Raw genomic sequence first — 24,309 nt, forward strand, 5'->3', positions numbered from 1 at the left:
CCCGCTTCAAGATTTTAAGTAATAAAAAAAGAGCTGACGGTTAGCTCTTTTTTTATAGATTCATTTTGAAAATTAAGCTACAGAATTGACTGCTTTTGTCAGGCGGGAAACCTTTCTTGCAGCAGTGTTCTTGTGGAAAATTCCTTTGGATGCTGCTTTGTTGATCTCTGAGATACAAGCTGTTAATGCTTCGTTTGCAGCAGTTTTGTCTCCTGCGGCAACAGCTGCTTCTACATTTTTGATATATGTTTTTACTTTCGTTTTGATCGCTTTGTTTCTTTCAGTCTTTGTGTTGATTACAAGAATTCTCTTCTTTGCAGATTTGATATTTGCCAATGTGGGCACCTCCATATAATAATTGTACTTATCTTTTCGTTCGGTGTTTACTTCGAAGCGAGACACGGTTATAGCTTCTATAAACATACTCCTCTATTTTATAGAAGTCTGTCCGATCTGTCAATGCAAAAGTTCCTGTTTTTACATATTTTTTTGGATTCTTTTCATACTAAGGACAGGAAGAAAGGAGAATCAGGATGCAGAACAGAACAGACTTAGCGTTAGAACTAAAAGAAGAAGCGGAGGAGCAATCCAGTCTGAAGGGAGTTTCTATGAAGACGAGGATCGATGCCTCCAATGATATAAAAGAGACAAGAATTACGATTAAGGACAAAGAAGGAGAACAGATTCTTGGAAAGCCCATGGGACAGTATATTACTATTGAGACAAGAGATCTGTCATCAAATGACGGCAGCTATCATAAAGAAATGAGTGAGGCTTTGTATTTGAACTTAAAAGAAATGATTCCGCGGAATGCGAAAGTGTTTGTGGCAGGTCTTGGGAATTCTGAGGTTACGGCCGATTCCCTGGGGCCTAAGGTTGTCAATAATCTCTGGATTACCCGCCACCTGAAAAGAGAGGGTTATTTAAAGGATGCCATGGAACTCAGCGCTATCGCGCCGGGAGTCATGGCACAGACTGGAATTGAAACGTCAGAAGTGCTGGAAGCATTGGCCGAAAAGATCCAGCCGGATCTTTTGATTGCTGTGGATGCCCTGGCGGCAAGAAGTTCTTCCAGGCTTAACAAGACGATTCAGATCAGTGATACCGGAATCGCACCGGGATCCGGTGTGGGAAACCACAGAAATGAGATCACAGAAAGAACGATCGGAATCCCGGTCCTTGCCATAGGAGTTCCTACGGTCATTTCTGTTTCCGCCATCATCAGTGATATTGTGGGAAATGAGTCGGATAACGAAGATATTCTGGAAATGCTTGACGAGGACTTTACTTCTATGCATGTGACACCGAAAAATATTGACGAATCCATTAAAAGAATCAGTTACACAATTTCAGAGGGAATTAATCATTTACTGCATAATCATATAAAAGCTGAATAAAATGATGATATGGGAAAAAAGAGAAGAGCAGCGGGATGTGTCTTGCTTGCCGTCTTTCTTATCATGGGAATCCGTTATTTTTCCGGGCATCCGGACATGGTGTCCACGGCTGTCCAGAATTATTATCTTAAAGCAGTAAATGAGCTGATTCCGTCCTATCACAGCGGCGGACAGCCGATTTACGGATCAGTGCTGAATAAGATCATAACGACCTACCGGAATGACATTGTGCCGTCTATCTGTTACAGTGAAAATTATTCCGAGGTTAAAAGTTCTGATTTAGTAAAAAATCAGTTCTATGATCTGGAGGATAATGAACAGAGCGGAGTCCGGGTAGATGAAGTACCGGCAAAGAAGACCGTGTTCAACAGTAAAAAGTGGAACGATCCGAATTATTTAAGAAAATATATTTATCAGGTAGACAGCACTACGATGGTGACGAACAGTGAGATCAACGGAAAGGTTCTTTTAAATAAGGACCTTTCTCTGAAGAAATCAAAGCAGCCCCAGATTTTGATCTTTCACACTCACGGCAGTGAAGCTTATAAAGACAGCAGGAAAGGAGAAAAGTCAGACACTGTCATAGGAGCCGGAGATGTTCTTACAAAACTTCTTAGGGAACAATATGGGATCAATGTGATACATGACAGAGGGATCTATGATGTTAAAAACGGAAAGGAAGACCGGTCAAAAGCATATTATTATGCTGCGGCCTCTGTTGAGAGATATCTGAAAAAATATCCGAGTATCCAGGTGGTGATTGATCTGCACAGAGACGGAGTGAAGGAGAGTACAAAGCTTGTCTCTAAACAAAATGGAGTGGAAATGGCCCAGTTTATGTTTTTTAACGGCATCAGCCGGACTGCCAAAAATGGAGATATCAAATACCTTAAAAATCCAAACAAAAAGACGAATCTGGCATTCAGCCTGCAGCTTCAGGCGGAGGCAATGAAAAAATATCCGGGTCTTACCAGGAAGATTTACATCAAGGGATACCGTTACAATCTGCATTACAGAGGACGCAGTCTTCTGATCGAATTGGGCGCTCAAAACAACACGGTAAAGCAGGCTAAAAATGCAATGAAACCGCTGGCGGAAATTTTAAATGATGTGTTATACCCTTAGAGGACCTACATAAATATAAACAAAGAAAAAGGTTGAAATAGACTTTCAGCCTTTTTTTTGCTATACTAAATCGAATATGTTTATTTGCAACAGGAGGAAACTATGACAATCGATCAGAGTAAAATCCGCAATTTTTGTATTATTGCGCATATAGATCACGGTAAGTCCACATTGGCAGACCGTATCATTCAAAAAACAGGCACCCTGACTGACAGAGAGATGCAGGAACAGGTGCTGGACAATATGGATCTGGAGAGGGAACGCGGGATCACGATTAAATCACAGGCAGTCCGTATTGTATACAAGGCAGAGAACGGCGAGGAGTATATTTTCAATCTGATAGACACGCCGGGACATGTGGATTTCAACTATGAAGTTTCCAGGAGCCTGGCGGCATGCGAGGGAGCTGTCCTTGTGGTAGATGCCGCACAGGGCATTGAGGCGCAGACTTTGGCAAACGTTTATCTTGCTCTGGACCATGACCTGGAGATTATGCCGGTCATCAATAAGATCGATCTTCCGAGCGCAGATCCGGAAAGAGTAAAGACAGAAATTGAAGATGTCATCGGTATTGAAGCGGAGGATGCCCCCCTGATTTCGGCAAAAAACGGAATCAACATCGAGGACGTGCTGGAGCAGATCGTAATGAAGATTCCTGCGCCGTCCGGAGATCCTGAGGGACCGCTGCAGGGCTTGATCTTTGATAGTATTTATGATGCTTACAAGGGAGTCATTATCTTTGCAAGGATCAAAGAGGGCACGATCCGGCCGGGAACAAAGATGAAGATGATGGCATCCGATGCCGTGGCTGAGGTAGTGGAAGTCGGCATCTTCGGCGCGGGACAGTTCATTCCGTCGGAAGAACTCAGCGCCGGTATGGTAGGATATGTGACGGCCAGTCTTAAAAATGTCCAGGATACCACGGTCGGAGACACGATTACAGATGCAGACAATCCATGCAGCGAGCCGCTTCCGGGTTATAAAAAAGTAAACCCAATGGTATTCTGCGGGCTTTATCCGACCGACGGAGCAAAATATCCTGATCTTCGGGATGCCCTGGAAAAGTTACAGCTGAATGATGCTTCACTGCAGTTTGAGCCGGAGACATCAGTGGCGCTTGGATTCGGATTCCGCTGTGGATTCTTAGGGCTTTTGCACCTGGAGATCATCCAGGAGCGTTTGGAAAGGGAATACAATCTGGATCTGGTGACCACTGCACCGGGCGTTGTATACCGGGTATATAAGACTGACGGTACGATGATTGAGCTGACCAATCCGTCCAATCTTCCGGATCCATCCCAGATTGATTATATGGAAGAACCGATTGTTTCAGCAGAGATTATGGTCACATCCGACTATGTGGGAGCGATCATGGGACTGTGCCAGGAGCGCAGAGGCGTTTATATCGGAATGGAATATATCGAGGAAGGACGGGCTGTTTTAAGGTATGAACTTCCGCTCAATGAAATCATTTATGACTTTTTCGATGCCCTGAAATCACGCTCCAGAGGGTATGCATCTCTGGATTATGAGATGAAGGGATATCAGAGATCAGAGCTCGTGAAACTGGATATCCTGATCAACAAAGAAGAAGTAGATGCACTGTCCTTCATCGTTCATGCCGAGACGGCTTACGAGAGGGGAAGAAAAATGTGTTCCAAGCTGAAGGAAGAAATTCCAAGGCATTTATTTGAAATCCCTATACAGGCGGCAGTGGGCAGCAAGATCATTGCCAGGGAGACCGTAAAGGCTATGCGGAAAGATGTGCTGGCCAAGTGCTACGGCGGCGATATCTCCAGGAAAAGAAAACTTCTGGAGAAACAGAAACAGGGAAAGAAGCGGATGCGTCAGGTAGGCAATGTAGAAATTCCTCAGGAAGCATTCATGAGTGTGCTGAAATTAGATGAAGACTAGAGAACTTGAACTGTACCTTCATATACCGTTCTGCAAAAAAAAATGCAGTTACTGTGATTTCTGTTCGTTTCCGGCCGGAGATGATGAGATCAGCAGCTATATACGAAAGCTTCGGCAGGAAATTCTGCACTGGGGAAGGCTTCTTAAACGCCCGTCAGTGAGCACGGTATTTATCGGAGGAGGAACTCCTTCCCTGATTCCGGGAGCACAGATAGAATCTTTGATGAATACGGTCAGAGATTCTTTTTCCTGTGCAGAAAACATGGAGTGCACGATCGAAGCCAATCCCGGCACTGTCACAAGAGAAAAACTTTCGGCCTATCAAAACTGCGGGATCAACAGGATCAGTTTCGGACTTCAGAGCGCGAGGGAAGAAGAACTGAAGATTTTAGGCCGGATTCACACATTTGAGGACTTTGTCTCGGGATTTTATATGGCCCGGGACTGCGGATTCCAAAACATCAATGTAGATCTGATGAATGCGGTTCCTATGCAGACGATGGAGTCGATGGAACAGACCCTGTTAAAAACTGCAGAACTTGAGCCGGAACATCTCTCAGTTTACAGCCTGATCATCGAAGAAGGGACACCTTTTTATGATATGAAAGGGCTGGATGATCTCCTGCCGACGGAAGATGAGGACGCGGCCATGTATGAAAGGACGGAAAAGATCCTTCATACCTTAGGCTATGAAAGGTATGAGCTGTCAAACTATGCCAGACCGGGATATGAATGCAGACATAACTGCGGATATTGGACAGGGAAACCATACCTGGGATTTGGTTTGGCGGCGTCTTCTTATTTTAGGGGAAAACGCTTTACAAATCCGGCAGATATGGAAAAATACCTGTCAATAACAGATTTTAGCGGCATATTTGAAAAAGAAACAGAACTGACCAAAAAAGAAGAGATGGAAGAGTATATGTTTTTGGGGCTACGGATGACAAAAGGGATCTCAAAAACGGAATTTTCCAAGCGGTTCGGGACAGGTATCCTGGATGTTTACCGGGAACCTATCCAAGAACTCTCTGGAAAAGGCTTGTTAGAACAGGATGCCGAAAGAATCTGGATCCCGCAGCAGGCCTTGTTTTTAAGCAATCAGGTAATGATGGAGTTTCTTTTATAGATCCAGAAGTTTCTGAACGTTGATCTGTCCCCATCCCTGATGATTTCTCGGAGTGGAAAGCTTGTCACAATTGTACCGAAGTTTCATTTTTACATCTTTGTTCGTATAATACGGGTAACGCTCCAAAAGCAGGGCGATGGCCCCGGAAACTGCCGGTGTTGCCATGGAAGTGCCGCTCTTGATGCTGTGCCCTCCGTTCAGGCCGCAGGAATATATATTTGTTCCGGGAGCCACAACGTCCGGCTTCATGACGCAGGAAGAGGTAGGCCCTCTGCTGGAATAATTTTTTGCAAAGCGCTGAGAACCCATGGGACGGCTGGCATCGTCGCTGGAGCCTACGGTAATGATCTTGCGGCTGTTGCCCGGCGCTGTGATGGAATGATCTCTGGGGCCGTTATTTCCGCTGGCGATGCAGACGACCAGTCCGTCATCCCACAGCTGGTTGACCTGCTTCACAATCGCATTGGCAGCTTCGTCATTTCCGGAAGCAGGAGTGCCGATAGAAATATTTACAATCCGGATTCCATACTGTTTGTGAAAATGGTGGATCCAGGACAGGCCGTTTAAGAACGTGCGCTGATTCCCGTTTCCAAGCGCATCCAGAACCTTGAGGGAAATAATATGTGCTGCAGGTGCAATGCCGCAGCTTGCAGATGCGGCAATCCCCGCGATATGGGTCCCGTGTCCATTGTCATCATAAGGATATGATCTGTGGTGTACATAATCTATGAATCCGGCGATCCGCTGATCGGCCGGATAAAATTCTTTATGGGGATAGATACCGGTATCCAGGAAGGCAATCCCTATATTCTTCCCCAGGAAGCCATGTTTATGGGCGATATCCGCATGGATGATCTGTGATATTAGCTTCATAAAATATTGTCTCCTAATAAGTGTTATAGTATAGAATACGCCGGAAACACAGAAAAGCCAGAACATTTTGCGCAGGCTATTCCCACTGAAAGAATTTGGGGGATGCGAAGGTACAGATTACTGCGATGCAGACAATGGTCACAGCCGGAACAATCACACTGCCAAGCTCCTCTCCCAGAGAAGCGGCTTTCAGTAGCTTGATTCCCTGAGTCAGCGGCATAATATCTGCAGTTTTCTGCAGCACTTTGGGCATGACTTCATAGGGAAGTGTTGCGCCTGAAAAAATCAGCATCGGAAAGTACAGCAGACTTGCGGCGACACTCGCTATCTTAGTATTCGGAGCAATACCGCCTACCAGCATGCCGATGCTGAACATAGACACAATGACCAGGAGATAACATCCCAGAAAACTCAAAAAAGATCCGCGGAACTGATATCCAAAGAAAAGAACGGCTTCGGCATAGAGCAGGATCAGAGAAACAGCCGCATATAAAGTATAAATTGTCACCTGTACCGCTAAGATCATGGAAGGGCTGACCGGCGTAACCTTGTAGCGCTTTAAAATACCCTTGCTCCGATAATCAGAGACAACCAGCGGCAATCCCATCACACCTCCTGCACAGATGGATATGGTGGTGACGGCTCCGAACGACTGTTCCAGAAATGAGTATCCGGCACCGCCGAATGCGGGTCTGTCTCCATAAATAATTCCCATGACTGCCAGTACCGCAAGAGGCACACAGATTGCAAAAATAAACATATCCATTCCTCTCAGAGATAATTTTAATTCTGTTTTCAGCATTGTCTTAAAAGTTTTCATCAATTCATTCCTCCTCGTCTGTATACCAAAGATAAGCGTCTTCAAAATGATCAAAAGGACTCGATGCAACTGCCTCCGCCGCCGTACCGTAAAATATGATGTTTCCCTTTTTTAAAATACAGATGCAGTCACACAGGTTCTCGATCTCATCCATAAAATGGGACGTCAGGAAAATCGTCAGTCCATCTTCCTTGAGTGAGGAGAGTATATTCCACACTTGGCGTCTGGCCCTGGCGTCCAGACCGGTCGTCAGCTCGTCCAAAAAGACAACTTCAGGATTGGGTATGAGTGCGAGGATAATAAATAGTCTTTGTTTCTCGCCGCCGGATAAATCTTTGATCTGGCTTTTGGCTTTTTCGGAAATTCCAAACTTTTGCAGTAGTTTTTTCGGATCTGCGGATTCCTGATAGAGAGCAGCGGTAACTTCACAAAGTTCTGAGACGGTAATATTATCCTGATAAGCTGCCTCCTGAAATTGGACACCTACCTTTTGAAACAGCTGCTTTCTGGATGTCTGCGGATTCATTCCCAGAATGGATATGGTTCCGCTGTCTGCCGTCTTTGTACCTAAAATGCATTCAATCGTTGTGCTCTTGCCTGCGCCATTGGCCCCGATCAGGCCGAAAACTGTTCCGCGCTTTACGGATAAACTGATATTGTCTGCCGCAGGCGTTTTGTTGTAGGTTTTACATAATTTTTCTGCTTTGATCACTTCATTCATGAAGGATACCTCCTTGTTTTATTGTAAAAAAAGAATACCACCAACGAAAACATTGGTGGTAAAGTGGAGGGTTTAAGAAAATTGTTTTTTCATTCTTTTTAAGCTGCATATCATTTTCAAAACATTATTCTCGGCAGTCAGCAGAGAAGTAACCAGTTTGTCGCACACCGCAATAATATCGTCATCTTTATTGGGAGTATCCAAAACTTCTTTGATATCAATCCCGGGATTTTTTGACAGGTGCCCAAGCAGACGCAGAATGGATTCCAAAGAATAATTTGCACACCTCAGGGAGCGAATGATTTTGAGCCTCTGTATATCCTGACTCGTATATATGCGGTATCCATTCTGCCTGCGTTTTACAGTCAAAAGGCCGTTCATTTCCCAATTTCTCAGAGCATCCATAGAAATGCCGAGATACCGGGAGACTTCCCTGCGTTTCATGGGATGGGTATGTTCCTGTGATCCGCCGGATAAAATCTCTGTTACGATTTCGACTGCCTCTTCGGCATTGGCTTGTTCCTTTCTGATCTGTGCCAGGTATTCTTCTGCCAATACCAGAGCCCTGGGAAAATCACAGGATGCCGCTGTTTTTACAATCCGGACAGCCTTTTTTCTCAGTCCGTTCTGCAGTACCTCCATTTGAAAAGCCAGCCGGGCCAGCCGGAACTGCTCAATATTAAGATCAGTAAAAATGCGGTATCCATTGCTCTGCCGTTCCGGTTTTGAGATCAGCCCTGCGTTTTCGTACAGCCGGACAGTATTGGGATGAATTCCTATGAGCTTTGCAACCTCAGATGTTTTATAAGTATTCATGTAAAAACCTCCATTCATGGCTCCAGCATAACACAGATCAGAAATATGGTGATATAGTGGAGGGTTTTGGACTCCGCGTTACAATTTTCTTACAGAATAAAAAATGACATTGGTTTGATGGTTCCCAATGTCATTTTTCGACTGATTTAATTAAATCCAATGAACTTCCGTGCTGCTTTGTAAGCTGCGATGACAACTTTCCGGCCTCCGTAGCCCGGGAGGTTTACGGCATTTCCAACAAGAGATCCCCGGATCTGACGGTATAGTTTTGTGTTTTTCGATTTCAGGTACTTCCAGAGTTCCTTCTTCATCTGAAGATGCTCCGGTATGCCGGATTTGATGGCAATGACAGATGATACCGTCATGATGATGCTCAGATAGTGTTTCATGTAGCGGTATAACGGCTTGTTTACCAGCTCAAAGCTGCTCATATAATCGATCATGGCTTTGGTGACAAAAAACTGCTGGTCGATCCGTTTGATCATATTGGCTTCATTGACAGACTGATCGTCCCTTCCGATGAAGTAGCGGTAAAAATTTACATCCAGATAGTAAATCGTCTTCACATATGGAAGCGGTTTGAAAACGTAAAGGTTGTCTACATAAAAAGTATGTTCCGGCAGGCACAGACGGCACTCATGGAGAAGAGAAGTACGGTAAATGACGGAATGCATGAGAATGTACTGACTCAGAGGAAAACGCTTTACATCATCCCAGGTAAAAATCTGTTCAACCGGGATCGTATGGCGGTAATGAATCACGGTTTTTCTCTTCACACCCTGTTTCTCATAGACATAGTTTGACATAAACATGTCTATAATGGTTCCCTGGCGGTAAAAGGTCTCTAATTGATTGAAGATTTCCTCATAGGCATGTTCGTTTACCCAGTCGTCACTGTCCACCACCTTAAAATAAATCCCTTTGGCATGAGCGATACCAGTGTTTACTGCACCGCCGTGGCCTTTGTTCTTTTGATGGATCGCCCGGCAGATACCGGGATATTTGTTTTCATATTCATCGGCGATCATGCCGGTATTGTCCGTGGAACCATCGTCTATGATGAGGATCTCAACTTTGTCTCCTCCGGTCAGCAATGTATCTATGCAGTGTCTCATATATTCCTGGGAATTATAACACGGCACAGCAAACGATATTAATTTCATTTTGTAACCTCCTAAAAATGGTACTTAGTCTATTATAACAAATTTTTGTAAAAATACCATGGCATTTTCACTCAGTTTCTTCTGACAGGGTCTCCCATTCTTCATAAAGGGTTTCCAGATGTTCCTCATTCCGGACTTTGGCAGCGGAGAGTTCCAGCAGTTTCTTTGTGTTGACTGCGTTCTCCGGCAGACACATTTCTTCGTCAAGCTTTGTGCTTTCCGCTTCCAGTTCCTCGATTTCCTGTTCTATTTTTTTCAGGCGGTTTTCTCTTTTCCGACGCTTTGCGTCTTCTTCCTTTTGCTTCTGCCAGCTCAGCTTCGTATCGGATACAGACTCAGTTTCAGCGTTCTGTACCTCTTTCGTGCCTTCCTTCTCCTTTTCGATAAGATAGTGCTGGTAGTCGCCCGGATAAGAGTGCAGACCGTCTTTCGGAGAGAGTTCCAAAATTCTTGTGGCTGTCTTGTTGATAAAATAGCGGTCGTGAGACACGTAAAGAACCGTGCCTGTGTACTGGGACAGGGCGGATTCCAGGATTTCTTTGGAGTGAATGTCCAGGTGGTTGGTAGGCTCATCAAGAATCAGAAAATTGGCATGGGAAAGCATAAGTTTCGCAAGAGATACCCGTCCCTTTTCACCGCCGCTTAAGGAAGAAACAAGTTTAAAGACATCTTCTCCTTTAAAAAGGAAAGCAGCCAGTGTATTTCTGATTTTTGTGTTGGTCAGTTCCGGAAAGGAATCAGATATCTCCTCGAAGATTGTCTTATCCGGATGCAGGTTGTCCTGTGCCTGATCGTAATATCCGATGGAAACTTGGGAACCGAGCTTAATCAGTCCTTTGTTTTTGGCAATTTGTTTGCAGATGATTTTTAACATCGTAGTCTTGCCGGTTCCGTTGGCGCCGATCAATGCCACGCGCTCACCGCGAAATATTTCAAAATTTATATCGGAAAACAGCATATGCGGCCCGAAACTTTTTTCCAGATGTTCCACCGTTAAGACATCGTTTCCGCTGATCACCGACGGTTCGATGGCAAAGCGCATTTTTCCGTCGACTTCCACAGGCTTTTCGATCACATCAATTTTGTTCAGCATCTTTTCACGGCTCTCGGCCCGGCGGATGGATTTTTCCTGGTTAAATTGTTTTAGTTTTTCAATGACCGCCTTCTGGTGACGGATCTCCTGCTGCTGGTTTTCGTACTCCTTCAAGCGGATTGCCTTTACCTGATCCCTTTTTTTAATAAAAGAAGTGTAGTTGCCGTCAAAGAGCATCGCGTGACCCGACTCAATCTCCATGACTTTGTTGACGATCTTGTCCAGGAAATACCGGTCATGGGAGACCAGGATGACAGCGCCCTCATAGTGGCTTAAATAGGTTTCCAGCCACTGGATCGAATCTACATCCAAATGGTTGGTAGGCTCATCCAGGAGAAGGATCTCTGGCTTCATCAGCAGGAGTTTTCCGAGAGCGACCCTTGTCTTTTGTCCTCCGGACAGAGTCTCGATTTTTTTTTGAAAATCTTCCTCTTGAAACCCGAGTCCTTTTAAGATTCCTGTGATCTCACTTTTATAAGCAAAACCGTTTTTCTGTTCAAATAAATGAGTGGCCCTGGTGTATTCCTCCATCTTTTCTTCGAGCTCTGTGCCGCTTAAATGCTTCATCATATGCTCCAGAGAGCGGAGTTTTTTGTCCAGTTCGATCACATCCTGTTTTATGGTCAAAAGCTCTTCATAAATGGTGCGGGAAGAAGTATGGTCCTGATGCTGTGCGAGATAGCCGATATCGGCGTCCTTCTTTTTGTGGATCTCCCCGTCATCGGGTGTCATCTGATCCATGATGATCTTGAGCAGGGTGGACTTTCCGGCACCGTTTAAGCCGATGACGGCAAGCCGGTCCTTTTCATTGATATGAAAGGAAATTCCTTTCAGGACTTCCTGGTCGACAAATGTTTTATGTATATTCTGACAAGATAAAACCATAGTGCACTCCTTCAAAATTTCTAAGCTGTAAAAATTCTTTATAAGCATAACATAATTTCTGAAAAAACGCACTGAAAAGTTTGACAGATATTAGACAATCTTATATAATTTATTTAATTTGAGTAGTTAATAAAATAAGTGGGAGGGTAATAATGTCATCAATGGATAAGAATATATCACCGGCAGTTATAAAGAGATTACCTAGATATTACCGTTATTTGGGGGCTTTGAAAGCAAAAAATATTACGAGGATCTCATCCAAAGAGCTGAGCGAGAGGATGAAAGTAACTGCATCCCAGATCCGGCAGGACCTGAATAATTTTGGAGGTTTCGGGCAGCAAGGATACGGCTACAATGTAGAAAATCTTTACGTGGAGATCGGAAAGATTCTGGGACTTGACAAAAGCAATCAGATGATCATCGTTGGTGCCGGCAATCTGGGGCAGGCATTGGCTAATTATCAGGATTTTAACAATAACAGCATTGGTTTTCAGGTGATTGCGCTGTTCGATGTGAATCCGAAGCTGATCGGCATCACGGTGCACGGAGTGGAAGTGCACGATATTGACGATATGGAAGAGTTTATAAAGAATCATGAGATCAAGATTGCAGCCCTCACGCTTCCGCAGGACCAGGCGCCGAAGATTGCCAAAGATCTTGTGTCGTGGGGCATCAAAGGATTTTGGAACTTTGCCCCTGTGGATCTCACGCTGCCGGACAGTGTGACCGTGGAGAATGTCCATTTGGCAGAAAGCCTCATGACGCTGACTTACAATATTCACAGCAGGGAAGACAGCGAAGGCGCGGAGTAAAGACGGGAGGAACGCCATGATTGTCGGTATAGGAACTGACCTGATAGAAATCGGGCGGGTACAGAAGATGGTGGAGAGAAAGAACCGCCTGAGCCGGATTTTTTCAGAAGAGGAACTGGCATGCGCAGGTTTAAACAGTACGACTCTTGCTGGTAATTTTGCAGTTAAAGAAGCCGTTTCCAAGGTATTTGGAACCGGCTTCTTCGGATTGGAGCCCTATGAGATCGGAGTGTTTCGGAATTCAAAAGGAGCACCTTATGTGAAACTCACAGGCAGAGCCGAAAAAATGGCATCAGATAGGAAGATTACGAAATTTCATGTGTCGGTTACGAACACAGGGGGGCTGGCACAGGCTTTTGTCATAGGAGAGTGTCTATGAAATATGTTTTAAAAAATCAGGAAATGCAGGATGTTGATAAGGAGACCATACAGAAGATAGGGATTCCTGGCCTGGTGCTGATGGAGAGGGCCAGCGAAAAAATTGCCCGAAGGCTCATGGAAACAGTCAGAAAAAATAACAGGATTCTTTCTGTGGCAGGATGCGGAAATAACGGGGGAGATGCGCTGGCTGCGGCCAGAATCCTTCTGGAAGAAGGGTATTCAGTGGATTTTACAGTCGTAGGGGATCTGTCTCAGGCATCCGCAGACTTAAAGACGCAGTACGATATCCTTGCACGGCTTGGATATGAGCAAAAAGAAGAGATAGATTATAAGGATTATGACTGGATTTTGGAAGGACTGTTTGGCGTAGGCCTTTCCAGAGAGGTATCGGGGACATACCGTACTGCTGTGGAAAGGATTAATGGAAGCGGAGCTAAAGTCATGTCAGTCGATATTTCCTCCGGAATCAGCGGGGATACGGGAAAAGTCCTTGGATGCGCCGTAAAATCAGACGCTACGGTGACCTTCGGCGGTCCCAAGGCAGGACATCTGCTCTATCCGGGAAAAGAATATGCGGGCCGGCTGTATGTAGAAAAGATCGGTTTCTTTGATTCTGTTTTGAAGAAACATGCAGGGGGCTTCACATACGATAGGAAAGATTTAGAAAGACTTCCGGGCCGTTTTGCGGATTCTCACAAGGGCACCTACGGAAAAGTCCTGATCATAGCAGGAAATGAGACGATGTCTGGGGCTGCTTATTTTTCGGCAAAGAGTGCCCTGCGCATGGGCAGCGGACTGGTAAAGGTGATTTCCTGCGAAGCCAATCGTCCGATTCTGCAGTCCATGCTTCCGGAAGTGCTGTTCGGGACATATGAGGATGTAAAAGATGCCCTCGAATGGTGTGACTGTATCTTATTCGGACCCGGAATGGGAGTCTCAGAGCGGACCAAAGAATTATTAGAAGAAGTTTTACAGCGCGGAACAAAGCCTCTTTTGCTGGATGCGGACGGCCTGAATACGGTCAGCCGTTATGGAATGGAGATCGATCATCCGGGAGGGTGCGTTTTCACACCGCATCTTCTGGAAGCTGCAAGGCTCCTTGGAATATCCGCAGAGCAGGTGAAAGAAACTCTGACGGATGCGGGACAGAAGCTTTCGGACAGATTCCGCGCCACTGTTGTGCTGAAAGATGCGGCAACGCTTGTAGTGTCAGGCAGCCGGCCTGTTTATTATAACAGCAGCGGAAACAATGGAATGGCCACAGGGGGGAGCGGCGATGTCTTAAGCGGCATGATCGCAAGCCTCCTAGGGAGAGGCATGGAATGTTCTGAGGCTGCCGCCCTTGGTGTCTATATCCATGGGCTTGCAGGAGACCATGCCGCAGAAATTTTTGGACACAACAGCATGCTGGCATCAGACATCATTGAGTCAATCAGCAGTATTTTAGGAGGAATCAGCGATGAATCAGTATTATAGGGTATACGCAGCCATTGATCTGGATGCGGTCTGCCATAATATCAGTGAGATAAAAAAACTTGTGGGGCCGGATACAAAGATTATGCCGGTGATCAAAGCCGACGGCTACGGACACGGGGCGGTCCCGGTGGCGAAGGCATTGAATAAGATCGGCGTCGACGGTTTTGCGGTGGCGATCATTGAGGAAGGGATCGCTCTGAGAAAACAGGGAATCACAAAACCGATCCTAATTCTCGGATATACTTCGGAATATCAGTATGCTTCATTGATCCAGCATGAAATTGAACAGACGGTATTTTCTTATGAGATGGCGGAGGCGATCTCTAAATTTGCAGTTACAATGAAGAAGGACGCCAGGATACATATCAAAGTGGATACCGGAATGAACCGGATTGGTTTTAAGCCCACGGAGGAATCGGTCGGGCAGGTACAGCGTATTCAAAAACTTCCTAATATTAAAATTCAGGGAATTTTTACACACTTTGCATGTGCGGACGAGGAGGACAAGACATCGGCCAGACATCAGAAGGAACTGTTTGATCAGTTTGTCTCAAAGATTGAGGAAAAAGGGATCGAGATCCCGGTCAAGCACGTCTCCAACAGCGCAGCCATTATGGACCTCCGTGAATGCCGTATGGATATGGTCCGTTCCGGCATCATCACCTATGGGCTGTATCCCTCCGAGGAAGTGGATAAATCAGCCATTGATTTAAAGCCGGCACTTTCCCTGATCAGTCATGTGATCCATGTAAAAGAAGTGGGGCCGGGAGAAGGAGTCAGCTATGGCTCCACGTTCGTTACGGACAGAAAGACCAGAATCGCGACGATACCGGTAGGTTACGCTGACGGCTATCCGAGGGCCTTGTCTTCCAGGGGAAGGGTCATAATCCGGGGACAGTATGCGCCGATCATAGGAAGGATCTGTATGGATCAGTTCATGGTGGACGTGACCGATATTGAAGGAGTCAGCGTCATGGACCGGGTTACCCTGGTAGGGACAGAGGGAGATAAAAACATTTCGGTGGAAGAGGCGGCAGATCTGGCAGGTTCCTTTAACTATGAATTTGTCTGCGGGATCGGAAAAAGAGTTCCAAGAGTATACTTTCAGGACGGGAAGGCAAAAGAGGCAGTGGACTATCTGGAAGACTGAGAAATTCTAAAGCCGGACGAAAATCGTCTGGAAAATAGGATTAAGTTGAATACTTCTGAAAGAAATGTCAATACTCTTCATAAACTATTATGAAAGAGATGGAGAGTGATTAGGCTTATGGTAATTAAGCGAGGAGATATTTTTTATGCAGACTTGAGGCCTGTTGTCGGCTCAGAGCAGGGAGGCGTCCGCCCGGTCATTATTTTGCAGAACGACGCGGGCAACCGATACAGTCCCACGGTCATCTGCGCAGCGATCACGAGCAAGATGAACAAGGCAAAACTTCCGACCCATGTGCCGGTGGACTGCAGGAAATGCCAGTTGGAAAAAGATTCGGTCATTTTGCTGGAACAGATCAGGACGATCGATAAAAGCCGGCTGAGAGAAAAGGTCTGTCATCTGAACAGTTCTATATTGGAGAAAGTTGACAAGGCATTAAAGATCAGTTTAAGTCTTGATACATAGATGGACAGATTGACCTTTTCTTCGTAAAATGGTATATTTTATTACGACTGATGAATAAAGGAGATGTATATGGAAGATTTAAGTGCCGCGATGATCCTGATACCGCTGCTTACATTGGTATTAGGTGCCGTCTTCGGCTACATAATTGGAACGAAACGCAAAAATAAGCCCAAGGGTAAGCAGACCGACCAGACAGAGCGGGAAGCGGATGACGATAATGACAATGAATATGAGGAAGAGATCATGAACATTGTCAACCAGGGGCATGAGCAGGGGGCTATTTTGGAAGATGAAGCCAAGATGATCACCAATATTTTTGAGTTCGGAGACAAAGATGTAACCGATGTCATGACTTCCAGAAAGAAGATCGATGGGATCGACTGCACCATGTCTTTGGAAGAAGCCCTTCATTTTATGCTGGATGAGCCATATTCAAGATTTCCTCTCTATGAGGAGGATATCGATCATATCATTGGTGTTCTGTATCTCAAGGATGTGATTGACGCCTATATAAATAATAAAGACCTGGAACTCTATGAGATTGCCAGGGAGCCGTTCTATGTTCACCAGACCATGAATCTGTCTGTGCTGTTTCAGGAAATGCAGACAAAAAAGATCCATATGGCGATCGTTGTGGACGAATACAGTCAGACAGAAGGTATTGTCTCCATGGAAGATATGCTGGAAGTGATCGTTGGAAATATCCTCGATGAGTATGATGTGGAAGACAGGGAGATCACAAAGCTTGGCTGGGCCGATATTTTCCTGATGCGGGGAAGCACGAGACTGGAAAAGATCGAAGAAGTATTAGACATCGAGTTTGATGTAGAAGAGATTGAAACGCTGAGCGGATTTTTGGTAGACCAGCTGGGTCATCTTCCGGAACAGGGAGAAGAAGTAGAGATTATTTATGAAGGATGGTCTTTTAAATCCGTGGATATTCACGACAATGTGATCAAACAGGTAAAAGTGGAGAAAAAGCGTACAAAAAAAGAAGAAAATGATTCAGAGAAGGAGTAAATACAGTTATGTCAGGACATAGTAAATTTGCGAATATTAAACACAAAAAAGAAAAAAATGACGCGAAAAAAGGCAAGATCTTTACCAAACTCGGAAGAGAGATTGCTGTGGCGGTAAAAGAAGGCGGGGCGGACCCGGAAAATAACAGCCGGCTCCGCGATATTGTCGCTAAGGCAAAGGCCAACAATATGCCCAATGACACCATTGACCGAAGCATTAAAAAAGCTGCAGGCGATGCAAATGCCGTCAACTACGAGTCTATTACATATGAAGGATACGGCCCGAGCGGAGTCGCGATTATTGTAGAAGCTCTGACAGACAACAAAAACAGGACGGCTTCCAATGTCCGGAGTGCTTTTACAAAGGGAAGCGGAAGCATTGGAACACCTGGATGTGTCTCCTACAATTTTGAGAAAAAGGGACAGATCATTATCGCAAAAGAGGACTGTCAGATGGATGAGGATGATCTTATGATGACTGCGCTGGATGCGGGAGCAGAGGATTTTGCGGCAGAGGAAGACAGCTATGAGATCGTTACGGACCCGGATGATTTTTCTAAAGTCAGGGAGGCCCTGGAAGCGGAATCCATCGAGATGGCCAGTGCAGAAGTTACCATGATTCCGAACACTATGGTAGAGCTTGCTTCTGAGGATGATATCAAGAATCTGCAGAAGACGCTGGATTTGCTGGAAGAAGACGATGACGTCCAGGATGTCTGGCATAACTGGGACGAATAGACTGTACAGACCAAATAGAGACCCTTCATCATGTATTTATGCCATGATGAAGGGTCTTTTTATGATATAATGAAACAATAATAAAAGAACAATATATCATGCAGATACTGTCTGTTTACAGACAGAAAGGAGAGAGGATTTATGCGGAAAAATGGACATTTTCTGATTCTGGCAGCAATGATACTTATGATGGGTACCTCGCTGCACAATCCAGGAAATTTTTATGAAAGAACGAACAGAAGTGATTGTTTTACCAATGATACGGAGATTTCCAGTGTCAGGTATAAGTCTAATAAGCATAAATATCACAGTATTTTTCAGATGGGACTGGCCGGACCGGGGCTGACGGCATGGAATTATGCAACCGGAAAGGGAGTGAATGTTGCGGTCATGGACGGCGGTTTTGACGTGAATGATAAAGAATTGAAAGGAAATATAAAAGGCTGCTACAATGCAGTTACAAAACGGGAAGGAAAAGGACAGATTACGAAATACAGCCATGGAACTTCTGTGGCAAAAATATTGGGAGCCGCAGGCAACAATCGGTATGCCGGCGCTGGAGTTGCATATAATGTGAATCTGTATCTGATACAGGTAGATGCAAATGGTTCACAGTCATCCTATTCAAAATCAGTGATGGAAGGTATTCGTTATGCTGCTAATAAAAAATGCAGGGTAATCAGCATGAGTCTTAGTGATACTATATATGATGCTAAGATGGAAGCAGCGATAAATGAAGCATATTCCAAATCTAAAAATAGTATATTATTTGCTGCCTCAGCAGGCAACAAAGGAAAAGAGGAATACCGCTATCCGTCGTCCTATCGGAATGTACTGTCTGTCTCTGCCCTGAACTATTCTTCCAATACCCGGAAATACACGGCTGCCGCATCAACCTATAATAACCGGGTTGACATTTCTGCACCGGGAGGTACGACCAGTGCGGCGACACCGTATGCAGCAGGGGTGGCGGCGCTGATCTTTCAAGCCAATCCGTCCCTGACGGCAAAAGAATGTGCAGATATTATTACATCCACGGCAATGGACGCAGGAAGCAAAGGGTATGATAAGCACTACGGATATGGAATTATTCAGCCTCTGACGGCTGTGCAGAAAGCAAAGTACGGAAGAAGTTATATCCCACGGAAGATTTCAGGGACGTCATCTTACAAGAAGTCCTATGGGACGAAGCCGTTTACCCTTAATGCTAAAATTGCGGGCTCCGGGAGTTTGTCTTATAAATCTGGCAATGCCAAAGTGGCTTCTGTCAACGGCAGCGGAAAGGTGACCATCAGGGGAACCGGCAGGGCTGTGATCAAAGCATCTGTTCCTAAATCAGGTATTTACAGCAGTGCTTCTAAAAATATCACGATCAATGTTTCTCTGAAGCGCCCTTCACTCAGCATTAAGAATATAAAAAAGAAGAAATTAAGTCTCAGCTGGAAAAAGGAAAAAAGAGCAAGCGGTTATGAGATCTATATAGCGCCCAATTCAAAATTTAAGAAATATAAAAAATATATGATAAAGAAAAGCCAGATAAAGAAAACGGTTTCCAGGCTGAAAAAGAACAAAAAATATTGGGTCCGCATGCGGTCTTATAAGACAGCCGGAGGCAGGAAAATTTACAGCAGTTACAGCAAAGTGAAGACAATAAAAATCAGAAAGTAAACTTTGTATGGATTTTGATCTCCTATGAGATACTAATAACCTTAATCCTTTGGGATTCAATGAAAGAAGACAGGACAAAATTCCTTTGTGAACATCCTGTGATTTTTTCTAAAATAACTATAAAATCTATTGATTTTATAACTGCTTAAAGATATAATGCATGATATTGTAAAGAAAAGATAAACTTTTTGAAGAGGAAGGGATGACTTATGTTTCCGATGTATGGATTTTTTGATCCGACTTATATTTTGATCATAATAGGTGTTATTATTACGCTTGCGGCATCTGCTAAGATGAATTCGGCTTTTAGGAGGTACTCAAAGGTACGCAGCCATTCAGGGCTGACTGGGGCACAGGCGGCTGCGAAAATTTTGAATTATGCAGGAATCTATGATGTAGTAGTAGAGCGTGTATCCGGCAATTTGACCGATCACTACGATCCAAGAAGCAAGGTATTGAGACTGTCTGACGCTACTTATAATGCCACATCAGTAGCAGCTATCGGCGTAGCGGCCCACGAGTGCGGTCATGCTATGCAGGACAAAGAAGCTTATGCACCGCTCAAACTCCGCGGAAGTCTTGTACCGGTAGCGAATATCGGTTCTAATCTTTCCTGGATTTTCATTATTTTGGGTATCATTATGGGGGCCAATCAGACACTCCTGAATATTGGGATACTCCTGTTTTCATTGGCCGTAATTTTCCAGTTAGTAACTCTCCCGGTAGAGTTCAATGCATCCAGTCGTGCGCTGAGAGTATTGAAAGACTCTGCGATGATGTATGAAGATGAAGTGGAAGACACAAGAAAGGTATTGTCTGCGGCAGCATTGACCTATGTAGCTTCTGCGGCAGCAGCTATTTTGAGTTTGTTGCGTCTGGTGATTTTATTTGGCGGCGGCAGGGACGATTAAAAATTTAGTGAGCTTTTTTAAATAGGCGGGGATCTGAAATAAGTACTTATTTCAGATCCTTATTTTTGTTTTTGGGAAATGACGTATGAGTTTTTCTCCATTATCTCCAGTCGGCTCTTAACAGGCCTCCTTCCGACAATGGAGAAAAACTATCGCAGGTGGCACCTTTGGAGTGGACAGCCGGGAGAAATAAACCCGGCTGTTTTCTTTTGTTTCGGAAAAAGGCCGGGTGCACGGATCACGAAAAGCAAAACTTGTCAACCGGATAAAGAAAGCTTAAAATAGTGAAGAATGAGTATTCAGGAAGAGAAAGGATGAGTGACATGTCTGTAACAGAGGTCAGAAATTATTTAAATGAATTTAATAGGGCTGACAGAGTGAGAGAGTTTGAAGCTTCCAGCGCTACGGTAGAACTGGCGGCAAAAGCCCTGGGTGTGGAAGAAGCGAGAATCGCCAAGACGTTATCCTTCTACGGGCCGGACGGGAGCTGTATCCTTGTGGTAACCGCCGGAGACGTAAAGATCGACAATAAAAAATATAAAACGATGTTCGGATTAAAGGCAAAGATGCTGAGAGGAGATGATGTAAAAACGCTTACCGGACATGAGAGGGGCGGCGTCTGCCCGTTTGCAAATCCGGAGGGGACAAAAGTATATTTAGATGAGTCACTGAAGCGCTTTGAGACAGTTTTTCCGGCATGCGGCAGCTCAAATTCTGCGATTGAGCTCAAACCCGAAGAACTCTTTGAATATGCAAAGGCCGTAAAGTGGGTGGATGTGACAAAGGCCGAGGGAGACGGGAAATGAACGTAAAGGTTATCTGTGTAGGAAAGATAAAAGAGCCATATGTAAGAAAACTGATTGAGCGCTGTGTAAAAGTACTGAACAGGAGCTGCCGTCTGGAGATTATTGAGCTGAAAGATGAAAAAACACCTGACGGCGCCAGTGAGAAAGAGGAGGATCGCATCCGGAAAATCGAGGGCGAGAGGATCTTAAAGCGGATTCCAGCAGGAAGTATTGTGATTCCGCTTTGTATTGACGGAAAACAAATGACTTCCGATGAACTCAGGCATAAGTGGGAAAAATGGAACAGGCAGAGGGATACGGAGGTTGCGTTTGTCATCGGAGGATCTCTGGGTCTCTGCAGTGCGGTCCAGAGGAAGGGGGCTTTTAAGCTGAGCTTCAGTGCAATGACATTTCCGCATCAGCTGATGCGGCTGATCCTTCTGGAGCAGCTCGTATACGCGGCAGGGAGGAAGGAGGAGTGATGGAGTCAATATTGATCATAGAGGACAATCAGGATGTCAGCCGGATGCTGTCAGAATTTCTCTCGGAGTCCGGCTATCAGCCGGAGGCAGCTTTTTCAGGAACGGACGGGCTTATAAAGCTGAGAGAAAAGAGCTATGACCTGGTACTCCTGGATCTGATGCTGCCCTATAAAAGCGGAGATCAGGTTTTGAGGGAACTGAGAGGATTTTCGAATATTCCGGTGATCGTTATTTCGGCAAAGGACATAGTAGGAACAAAGATCGATCTCTTAAAGCTGGGGGCCGACGACTATATTACGAAGCCTTTTGACCTGGGAGAGGTAGAGGCCAGGGTCCTGTCGAATTTAAGGCGGCAGAGTTCTTCCAAAGTCAAAGAACAGACACTTCAGTATAGAGACCTGGTACTGTCAAAAGATGCAAAGAGTGTACTGCTGGGAGGACAGGATCTGGAACTTACCGCAAAGGAATACGCGATCCTTCAGCTGCTGATGGAGCACCCGAAGAAGGTCTACACAAAAGCAAATTTATACGAGACGGTATGGGAAGATGAATATTTGGGGGATGACAACGCAGTAAAAACTCATATAAGCAATCTAAGAAATAAATTAAAAAAGGCCAGTCCCTTAGAACAGTATATTGAAACGGTGTGGGGCATTGGATATCGGATGTACAAGGAATAAACCCACAAATTCTTTACCATTGATCGTATGAACTTAACCTTTTCTTTACGATTGACAGATATACTGTACTTACAAAAGGAAAGGACAGGTGAGAAACATGAATTATGTATTGGAGACAGAAAATCTGACGAAAGATTTCGGCAGTTTTCGTGCACTTGACCGGGTCTCAGTAAAACTTGAGTCTGGGAAAATTTATGGGCTGATCGGCCGGAACGGAGCCGGAAAGACCACACTGATGCGGCTTGTGGCAGGGCTCAGCTTCCCATCAGGAGGAAGTATCTCTTTGTTTGGACGCGGGGGCGAAAAAGCCCTGCAGGAGGAGCGGAAGCGGATCGGCTGTATGATCGAATATCCGGGTATTATCGGAAACATGAATGCAAAAGAGAACCTGAGAGTACGCAGAGTTTTAAAGGGAATACCAAACGAGGAAACTGAAGATGAACTGCTTAAACTGGCAGGTCTTTCTAAGGCAGGAAAGAAAAAAGCAAAGGATTTTTCTCTGGGTATGAAGCAGAGACTGGGTATCGCAGATGCACTGATCGGCACTCCGGAACTGCTCATCTTAGATGAACCCGTTAATGGTCTGGACCCGCTCGGCGTAGTGGAAATCCGCCGCCTTCTGATAAAACTGTGCCGGGAAAATCATATAACGATCCTGATTTCCAGCCATAATCTGCCGGAACTCTACCAGACGGTTACAGATTATATTATCATCCACGAAGGAAGAGTAGTAAAAACTCTGAACCAGGAAGAACTGGAAGAAAAATGTAAGCGTCATATCAGGGTCCGGTGTGCGGACACATCTAAGCTGGCTGCGGTTTTGGAAGAGAGCCTTCATACCTCAAACTATAAGGTGATGCCGGACGGTTCTGTAAAGCTGTATGATTACCTGGACCGGCAGGAAAAGGTCGCGGAAACATTATATCAGAACGGATTGACAGTGAAGGGATTTTCCGTAGAAGGTGATAGTTTGGAAAATTATTTTGTATCTGTGATAGGGGGCGGTCAGGATGATGAATGTTTTAAGGGCTGATATGCTAAAGTTTAAAAAATCAATGGCTTTAAAAGTAATATTTTTGATTTCTGGGGCAGGAGCAGTCCTCATGGTGATCGTGGCCCGTCTGTTCAGGGACGGTACTCTTGGCATGAACGCCGCCGGCAATGCCTCTTTTCTGGCAGATCCTCAGATGGTGGCCCTATTGGGAACCGTGGCCGCGGGAATGTTTCTCTGCGGAGATTTTGAAAATAAGACCGTTCAGGATGCAGTGTCCGGAGGCATCGGAAGGAGTCAGCTGGTTCTGGGGAAAGCATTTTCTTTTTTTTTGATTATTTTTCTATTGATTCTTCCGTACTTCGCTGTTACGGCCGCGTCATTTTTTATAGACAGCCAGTATCAGCTGTATATCCCGTCTGTGTTTCTCACGTTGATTTGCAGAGAATCGGGAACTGCACTCACACTGTATTCTGCACTTAAAATTCTTGGGATCACGGCGTCGGTATGTGTGGTCTACGCGGGACAGCTGAGCATCTGCCTTCCTCTGGCGTTTATTTTCCGCAGGCCGGTGCCGGTCATCGGGATCGGATATCTGGTCTCAATGGCCTGTGGAATGCTTCAGGCAGGAGGAAACAAAGTATTTGAAAAAATGATTAGTCTGACGCCGTTTCATCTTGAAAATTTAACCCGGCTTTCTATGGACGCAGAACCGGAAATGTTTTTGAAGAGTGTCGGAACCGGAGCCGGCTTTGCCATCCTGATGATCCTGGCGGCCATGTTCATTTTCAGGAGAGCCGAGATAAAATAAACAAACA

General features: G+C 45.0%; 25 protein-coding genes. 18 read left to right on the plus strand and 7 right to left on the minus strand.

What is annotated here, in order from left to right:
- Positions 1–72: 72 nt before the first annotated feature.
- Positions 73–336 (minus strand): 30S ribosomal protein S20, encoded by a 264-nt coding sequence (gene rpsT, locus DWV34_RS07255; RefSeq protein ID WP_009289501.1) that lies wholly within the window; start codon positions 334–336, stop codon positions 73–75.
- Between the two features lie 197 nt (positions 337–533).
- On the opposite strand from rpsT, the gene gpr reads away from it, so the two are divergent.
- The 4 genes from gpr (at position 534) to hemW (ending at position 5,562) form a co-directional block, all read left to right on the plus strand.
- On the plus strand, positions 534–1,397 hold the full coding sequence (gpr, locus tag DWV34_RS07260; RefSeq protein WP_009289502.1) for a GPR endopeptidase: 864 nt from the start codon (positions 534–536) through the stop codon (positions 1,395–1,397).
- Between the two features lie 9 nt (positions 1,398–1,406).
- Positions 1,407–2,522, plus strand: coding sequence for a stage II sporulation protein P (gene spoIIP, locus DWV34_RS07265; protein WP_006566749.1), 1,116 nt, complete (start codon positions 1,407–1,409; stop codon positions 2,520–2,522).
- A gap of 102 nt (positions 2,523–2,624) precedes the next feature.
- The gene (gene lepA, locus DWV34_RS07270; RefSeq protein ID WP_009289503.1) at positions 2,625–4,436 is read left to right on the plus strand and encodes a translation elongation factor 4; all 1,812 of its coding nucleotides are present in this window, start codon (positions 2,625–2,627) and stop codon (positions 4,434–4,436) included.
- Positions 4,426–5,562, plus strand: coding sequence for a radical SAM family heme chaperone HemW (hemW, locus tag DWV34_RS07275; RefSeq protein ID WP_022260772.1), 1,137 nt, complete (start codon positions 4,426–4,428; stop codon positions 5,560–5,562). Before lepA ends, hemW begins: the two co-directional genes overlap by 11 nt.
- Here the strand turns inward: hemW and DWV34_RS07280 are convergent.
- The 6 genes from DWV34_RS07280 to abc-f form a co-directional block, all read right to left on the minus strand.
- On the minus strand, positions 5,557–6,435 hold the full coding sequence (locus tag DWV34_RS07280) for a S8 family peptidase (RefSeq protein WP_009289506.1): 879 nt from the start codon (positions 6,433–6,435) through the stop codon (positions 5,557–5,559). The two genes, hemW and DWV34_RS07280, sit on opposite strands and share 6 nt — an antisense overlap.
- Positions 6,436–6,511: 76 nt before the next feature.
- The gene (locus tag DWV34_RS07285; protein WP_009289507.1) at positions 6,512–7,255 is read right to left on the minus strand and encodes an ABC transporter permease; all 744 of its coding nucleotides are present in this window, start codon (positions 7,253–7,255) and stop codon (positions 6,512–6,514) included.
- 4 nt (positions 7,256–7,259) lie between these two features.
- Complete coding sequence (locus tag DWV34_RS07290) at positions 7,260–7,976, minus strand: ABC transporter ATP-binding protein (RefSeq protein ID WP_009289508.1); 717 nt, start codon at positions 7,974–7,976, stop codon at positions 7,260–7,262.
- Positions 7,977–8,048: 72 nt separating this feature from the next.
- Positions 8,049–8,792, minus strand: coding sequence for a MerR family transcriptional regulator (locus DWV34_RS07295; RefSeq protein WP_118475834.1), 744 nt, complete (start codon positions 8,790–8,792; stop codon positions 8,049–8,051).
- A gap of 146 nt (positions 8,793–8,938) precedes the next feature.
- Positions 8,939–9,955, minus strand: coding sequence for a glycosyltransferase family 2 protein (locus DWV34_RS07300; protein ID WP_006566756.1), 1,017 nt, complete (start codon positions 9,953–9,955; stop codon positions 8,939–8,941).
- Between the two features lie 67 nt (positions 9,956–10,022).
- Complete coding sequence (gene abc-f, locus DWV34_RS07305; RefSeq protein WP_187115075.1) at positions 10,023–11,933, minus strand: ribosomal protection-like ABC-F family protein; 1,911 nt, start codon at positions 11,931–11,933, stop codon at positions 10,023–10,025.
- Between the two features lie 152 nt (positions 11,934–12,085).
- Between abc-f and DWV34_RS07310 the strand changes: the two genes are divergently transcribed.
- From DWV34_RS07310 to DWV34_RS07375, 14 genes are all read left to right on the plus strand, one after another.
- Positions 12,086–12,745 carry a redox-sensing transcriptional repressor Rex gene (locus DWV34_RS07310; RefSeq protein WP_009289511.1) on the plus strand — a complete coding sequence of 220 codons (660 nt, stop codon included), beginning with the start codon at positions 12,086–12,088 and terminating at the stop codon, positions 12,743–12,745.
- A gap of 16 nt (positions 12,746–12,761) precedes the next feature.
- On the plus strand, positions 12,762–13,124 hold the full coding sequence (gene acpS / locus DWV34_RS07315; RefSeq protein WP_006566759.1) for a holo-ACP synthase: 363 nt from the start codon (positions 12,762–12,764) through the stop codon (positions 13,122–13,124).
- Positions 13,121–14,602: a bifunctional ADP-dependent NAD(P)H-hydrate dehydratase/NAD(P)H-hydrate epimerase gene (locus tag DWV34_RS07320; protein ID WP_009289513.1), complete on the plus strand. Its 1,482-nt coding sequence runs from the start codon at positions 13,121–13,123 to the stop codon at positions 14,600–14,602. The genes acpS and DWV34_RS07320 overlap by 4 nt, the downstream gene beginning before the upstream one ends.
- The gene (gene alr / locus DWV34_RS07325) at positions 14,586–15,752 is read left to right on the plus strand and encodes an alanine racemase (protein ID WP_054335029.1); all 1,167 of its coding nucleotides are present in this window, start codon (positions 14,586–14,588) and stop codon (positions 15,750–15,752) included. The genes DWV34_RS07320 and alr overlap by 17 nt, the downstream gene beginning before the upstream one ends.
- Before the next feature lie 117 nt (positions 15,753–15,869).
- On the plus strand, positions 15,870–16,217 hold the full coding sequence (locus DWV34_RS07330; RefSeq protein WP_006566762.1) for a type II toxin-antitoxin system PemK/MazF family toxin: 348 nt from the start codon (positions 15,870–15,872) through the stop codon (positions 16,215–16,217).
- Between the two features lie 69 nt (positions 16,218–16,286).
- The gene (locus DWV34_RS07335; RefSeq protein WP_009289516.1) at positions 16,287–17,237 is read left to right on the plus strand and encodes a hemolysin family protein; all 951 of its coding nucleotides are present in this window, start codon (positions 16,287–16,289) and stop codon (positions 17,235–17,237) included.
- An 8-nt stretch (positions 17,238–17,245) separates the two neighbouring features.
- On the plus strand, positions 17,246–17,974 hold the full coding sequence (locus DWV34_RS07340; protein ID WP_006566764.1) for a YebC/PmpR family DNA-binding transcriptional regulator: 729 nt from the start codon (positions 17,246–17,248) through the stop codon (positions 17,972–17,974).
- A gap of 141 nt (positions 17,975–18,115) precedes the next feature.
- Positions 18,116–19,642, plus strand: coding sequence for a S8 family peptidase (locus tag DWV34_RS07345; RefSeq protein WP_022260770.1), 1,527 nt, complete (start codon positions 18,116–18,118; stop codon positions 19,640–19,642).
- A 209-nt stretch (positions 19,643–19,851) separates the two neighbouring features.
- Complete coding sequence (locus tag DWV34_RS07350; RefSeq protein ID WP_006566767.1) at positions 19,852–20,553, plus strand: zinc metallopeptidase; 702 nt, start codon at positions 19,852–19,854, stop codon at positions 20,551–20,553.
- 314 nt (positions 20,554–20,867) lie between these two features.
- Complete coding sequence (locus tag DWV34_RS07355) at positions 20,868–21,359, plus strand: YbaK/EbsC family protein (protein WP_006566769.1); 492 nt, start codon at positions 20,868–20,870, stop codon at positions 21,357–21,359.
- Positions 21,356–21,820 carry a 23S rRNA (pseudouridine(1915)-N(3))-methyltransferase RlmH gene (rlmH, locus tag DWV34_RS07360; RefSeq protein WP_022260769.1) on the plus strand — a complete coding sequence of 155 codons (465 nt, stop codon included), beginning with the start codon at positions 21,356–21,358 and terminating at the stop codon, positions 21,818–21,820. The genes DWV34_RS07355 and rlmH overlap by 4 nt, the downstream gene beginning before the upstream one ends.
- Complete coding sequence (locus DWV34_RS07365) at positions 21,820–22,500, plus strand: response regulator transcription factor (protein WP_009289520.1); 681 nt, start codon at positions 21,820–21,822, stop codon at positions 22,498–22,500. The genes rlmH and DWV34_RS07365 overlap by 1 nt, the downstream gene beginning before the upstream one ends.
- A gap of 97 nt (positions 22,501–22,597) precedes the next feature.
- On the plus strand, positions 22,598–23,533 hold the full coding sequence (locus tag DWV34_RS07370; protein ID WP_009289521.1) for an ABC transporter ATP-binding protein: 936 nt from the start codon (positions 22,598–22,600) through the stop codon (positions 23,531–23,533).
- The gene (locus DWV34_RS07375; RefSeq protein WP_022260768.1) at positions 23,511–24,302 is read left to right on the plus strand and encodes an ABC transporter permease; all 792 of its coding nucleotides are present in this window, start codon (positions 23,511–23,513) and stop codon (positions 24,300–24,302) included. The genes DWV34_RS07370 and DWV34_RS07375 overlap by 23 nt, the downstream gene beginning before the upstream one ends.
- Positions 24,303–24,309: the final 7 nt, after the last annotated feature.

It is taken from the genome of Anaerostipes sp. AF04-45 (assembly GCF_003461725.1).
In the GTDB taxonomy this organism is placed as follows: Bacteria; Bacillota; Clostridia; order Lachnospirales; family Lachnospiraceae; genus Anaerostipes; species Anaerostipes caccae.